Below are 4,707 nucleotides of genomic sequence, written 5' to 3'. Positions count from 1 at the left end.
TGACCGAGGCGCGGGAGTGGCCGGTCAACGGGCGTCCGCGGCGGGCTGGGGTGTCGTCGTTCGGGTTGAGTGGCACCAATGCCCACGTCATCCTCGAAGAGGCTCCCGCCGTCGAGGAGCCGTCCACGGAGCCCGGCGGTGGGAGGGACCTGCCGGTGATCCCGTTGGTGGTCTCGGGCCGGACACCGGCGGCGTTGGAAGCGCAGGCCTCGCGGCTGGCCGAGTTCCTCGACGAGCACGGCGAACTGGAGGTCGCCGACATCGGTTACTCGCTGGCCGCCTCCCGAGCGGTCTTCGAACACCGCGCCGTGCTGGTGGCCCGGGACCGGGACGAACTGCGGGACGGACTGCGCGCCCTGCACCGGGACGGAGCGCCGGAGCGCGCCGCCCACGGCGCGTGCGCACTGGTCTTCACGGGGCAGGGCGCACAGCGGCTGGGGATGGGCCGTGAGCTGCATGCGGCGTTCCCGGTGTTCGCGTCCGCGTTCGATGAGGTGTGCGCCGCGTTCGACGAGGTGCTGGACGGTTCGCTGCGCGAGGTCGTGTGGGGCGACGACAAGCCCCTGCTCGACCGGACGATGTGGGCGCAGGCCGGACTGTTCGCCGTCGAGGTGGCGCTGTTCCGTCTGCTGGAGTCGTGGGGCGTCCGCCCCGATCACTTGGTCGGTCACTCCATCGGAGAAATCGCGGCGGCCCACGTCGCCGGGATGGTTTCGCTCGCTGACGCGTGCGTTCTCGTTGGTGCGCGTGGCCGTCTGATGCAGGCTCTTCCACCCGGCGGGGCGATGCTCGCCGTCCAGGCACCCGAGGCCGAGGTCGCGTCGCTCCTGCCATTGGGGGTGGAGGTCGCCGCCGTCAACAGCCCGGCCTCGGTCGTGGTCTCCGGCACCGAGAAGGCGGTCGCCGAGACGGCCGAGACGTGCGCGGGCAAGGGGTGGAAGACGCGCCGGCTGGCGGTGTCGCACGCGTTCCACTCGGCGCTCATGGAGCCGATGCTGGACGACTTCGCCAAGGCCCTCGATGGCATCGCCTTCGAGGCGCCGCAGATCCCCGTCATCTCGACCGTGACCGGGGAGCCGCTGACGGAGGCCGATGCCCAGTACTGGGTGGATCAAGTCCGTCGCCCGGTCAGGTTCGCCGACGCGATCGCGCACCTGGCCGGGACGCGCGTCCGCACGTTCCTCGAGATCGGGCCGGACGCGGCGCTGGCCCCGATGGTCGAGCAGACCGCCGGCGAGGCGACGGCGGTGGCGGCCTCCCGTCGCGACCGGGACGAGGTGCCCACCCTGATCACCGCGCTGGCCCGGCTCCACACCAGCGGCGCCGACCTCGACTGGGCGGTGCTGTTCGACGGAACGGGAGCCCGTCTCGTCGATCTCCCGACCTACGCCTTCCAGCGTGAGCGGTACTGGGAGGCGCAGGGCACGGCGGGCGGCGACCCCGCCGCGGTAGGCCTTGAAGCGGCCGGGCACCCGATCCTCGGGGCCGTCGTGGCGCTGCCGGGGAACGGCGAGGTCGTCCTCACGGGACGGCTCTCCGTCCAGGGCCGGCGCTGGCTCGGCGACCACCGCGTCCTCGGCAGGCCACTGTTCCCGGGGACCGGATTCGTGGAGCTGGCGTTGCGGGCCGGTGACCAGGTGGGCTGCGGGACGGTGGAGGAGCTCACCCTGCTGGCGCCGCTCGTCCTCCCCGAACGGGACGCCGTCCAGCTGCGGGTCACGGTGGCCCCGCCCGAGCAGCCGTCCGGGGCCCGTCACCTGACGATCCATTCCAGGGCGGCGGACTCGCAGGCCCCGTGGACCCTCCACGCCGAGGGCATCCTCACCCCGCAGGTCTCGGCCCCCGAGCCCGAACTGACGGTGTGGCCGCCCGCGGGGGCGGTCGAGGTCGAGGTGGACGGGGTGTACGACGCGCTCGCCGACGCCGGCTACGGCTACGGGCCGACGTTCCAGGGGCTGCGCAAGGCCTGGCGCCGCGGCGACGACCTCTTCGCCGAAGTGGCACTCGACGACGAGGCGGGGGCTGTGGAGTACGGGCTGCACCCGGCGCTGCTGGACGCCGCCCTGCACGATCCCCGGCGGCTCACCGAGGCCGCCGACGGCCCGCCGCTGCTCCCCTTCGTCTGGAACGCGGTCTCGCTGCACGCCTCCGGTGCGGCGGCTCTGCGCACGCGCGTGACGACGCTCGACGGTGCCGCCGTGTCCCTGCACCTCGCGGACATGACCGGCCTGCCCGTGGCCTCCATCGGTTCCGTCGCGGTCCGCCCCGCCGCCGTCGAGGACCTCGCCGCGCACCGGACGCCCGATGAGTCGCTGTACCGCGTCGAGTGGTCACCGATCACCCGGCCCTCCGGCGTCGTGCCGACCGACCGCTGGGCCATGGTCGAAGACCTCGGCGCGCTGCTCGCCGAGGTCGAGGCCGGACGTCCCGTTCCCGATGCCGTGGCGCTCATGGTGGCGGCGGAGGACACGGACGGCCCGGTCCCCGCCAAGGCGCGGGCGCTGACGCATCGGGTCCTCGCGGCGCTGCAGACGTGGCTGGCGGACGAGCGTACGGCGTCCTCGACGCTCGCCGTCGTGACGCGCGGGGCCGTTTCCACCGCTCCCGAGGCCGGCCCGGCGAATCTCGCGCAGGCCCCCGTCTGGGGTCTGGTCCGTTCGGCCGAAGCCGAGAACCCGGGCAGGTTTGTGCTGGCCGATCTCGAACCGGACGCGGCCGGCACCGCGCTGCTCCCCGCCGTCCTGGCGTCCGGCGAGCCCGAGGCGGCGGTGCGCGGAAGCGAGATCCTCGTGCCCCGCTTCGTCCGTGCCGGCGCGGACGAAGCGGCGCCCGCCACCCCGCCCTGGGACGCCGCCGGGACCGTGTTGATCACGGGCGGGACGGGCGGCCTCGGACGGCTGATCGCCCGCCATCTCGTCACCCGGCACGGTGTCCGGCACCTGATCCTCGCGGGCCGCCGCGGCATGGCCGCCGAAGGCATGGCCGAACTCCGCGCGGAACTGGCCGAGTCGGGCGCTCACGCGGAGGTCGTCGCGTGCGACACCACGGACCGGGACGTCCTCGCGGAGCTCCTCGCTGCGATCCCGCCGGAGCACCCGCTGACGTGCGTGATCCATTCCGCGGGGGTCATCGACGACGGGGTGGTGACCGCGCTGACGCCCGAGCGCCTGGACACGGTACTGCGGGCGAAGGCCGACGCCGCCTGGAACCTTCACGAGCTCACCCGGGAGCACGCGCCCGCCGCGTTCGTCCTGTTCTCCTCGGCCGCGGCCGTGCTCGGCGCCCCCGGCCAGGCCAACTACGCCGCCGCCAACGCCTTCCTGGACGCTCTCGCGGCCCATCGCCGTGAGAATGGCCTCGCGGCGCAGTCCCTGGAATGGGGACTTTGGGACATCAGCGGGATGGACGCCCGGCTCAGCGAGACCGACGTCCACCGCATGCACCGCGGCGGCATGGGCGGTCTGTCCGCCGACGAGGGCCTGGAGCTGTTCGACGCCGCCGTGGGCGCGGGCGATGCCGTCCTCGCGCCGGTCAAGCTCGACCTGCGGTCGCTGCGCCTGGCCGCCCGGTCCGGCGCGGCCGAAGTCCCGGCCATGCTGCGCGGGGCGGTCCCCGCCGTTGCGAGGCGGACGGCCGCCCGTCCCGCGCCCGGCGCCGCCCCGGGCGCGCCGAACGCCTTCGAGGAACGGCTGGCGGCAGCGTCCGAAGCCGACCGGGACCGTCTCGTCCTGGACCTCGTGCGGAGCAAGGTGGCCGCCGTCCTGGGACACGCCTCGCCGGACGGCGTCGCCGCCGACCGGGCCTTCCGGGACCTCGGCTTCGACTCGCTGACCGCATTGGAACTGCGCAACGAACTGTCCGCCGCGACTGGTCTGCGCCTTCCCGCGACGTCCGCGTTCGACTATCCGAGCGCGCGCTCGATGGCCGGACGGCTCAGGGAACTCCTGCTCACCGGTGCGCGGCAGGAGGGCGAGACGGTCGTCGCCGAGGCGGCGCCGACGGCGGGCGACGATCCGATCGTGATCGTGGGCATGGCCTGCCGCTATCCCGGCGGCGTCCGGACGCCCGCGGACCTGTGGCGGCTGGTCGCGGACGGCCGGGACGCGATCTCCGGCTTCCCGGACGACCGCGGTTGGGACCTCGAACGGATCTACGACCCCGAACCGGGCGTGGAGGGCAAGACCTACGCCCGCACCGGCGGCTTCCTGGACGACGCGGCGGGCTTCGACGCCGCGTTCTTCGGCATTGGTCCCAACGAGGCGCTGGCCATGGACCCCCAGCAGCGGCAATTACTGGAGGTCTCCTGGGAGGCGCTCGAAACGGCGGGCATTGCCCCGGCGACGCTGAAGGGCAGCCGAACTGGCGTGTACATGGGCGTGATGTACCACGACTACACCGACCACAGCGCCGCCGGAGCGCTCGCGTCCGGCCGCGTCGCCTACGCCTTGGGCCTGGAGGGCCCCGCCATCAGCCTTGACACGGCCTGCTCCTCCTCGCTCGTCGCCCTCCACGGCGCCATGCAGGCGCTGCGGTCGGGGGAGTGCTCGCTCGCCCTGGCGGGCGGCGTCACCGTCATGGCGACCCCCGGCACGTTCGTCGACTTCAGTAGGCAACGCGGGTTGTCGGTTGATGGTCGGTGCAGGTCGTTTGCCGCGGGGGCTGATGGGACGGGTTGGGGTGAGGGTGTGGGTGTGTTGGTGGTGGAGC

Annotated in this window: 1 protein-coding gene; it reads left to right on the top strand. The window is 73.8% G+C overall.

Annotated features, from left to right (window positions below; genetic code table 11):
- Window positions 1-65 precede the first annotated feature (65 nt).
- A partial coding sequence (locus tag IEJ02_RS47455) for a type I polyketide synthase (protein ID WP_223865609.1) occupies window positions 66-4,707 on the top strand: 4,642 nt, incomplete at its 3' end.

The organism is Streptomyces sp. 5-10, from assembly GCF_014712245.1.
GTDB lineage: Bacteria > Actinomycetota > Actinomycetes > Streptomycetales > Streptomycetaceae > Streptomyces > Streptomyces violaceusniger.
The sequence above is the reverse complement of the archived record's forward strand: the minus strand, read 5'-3'. Positions and strand labels throughout refer to the sequence as shown.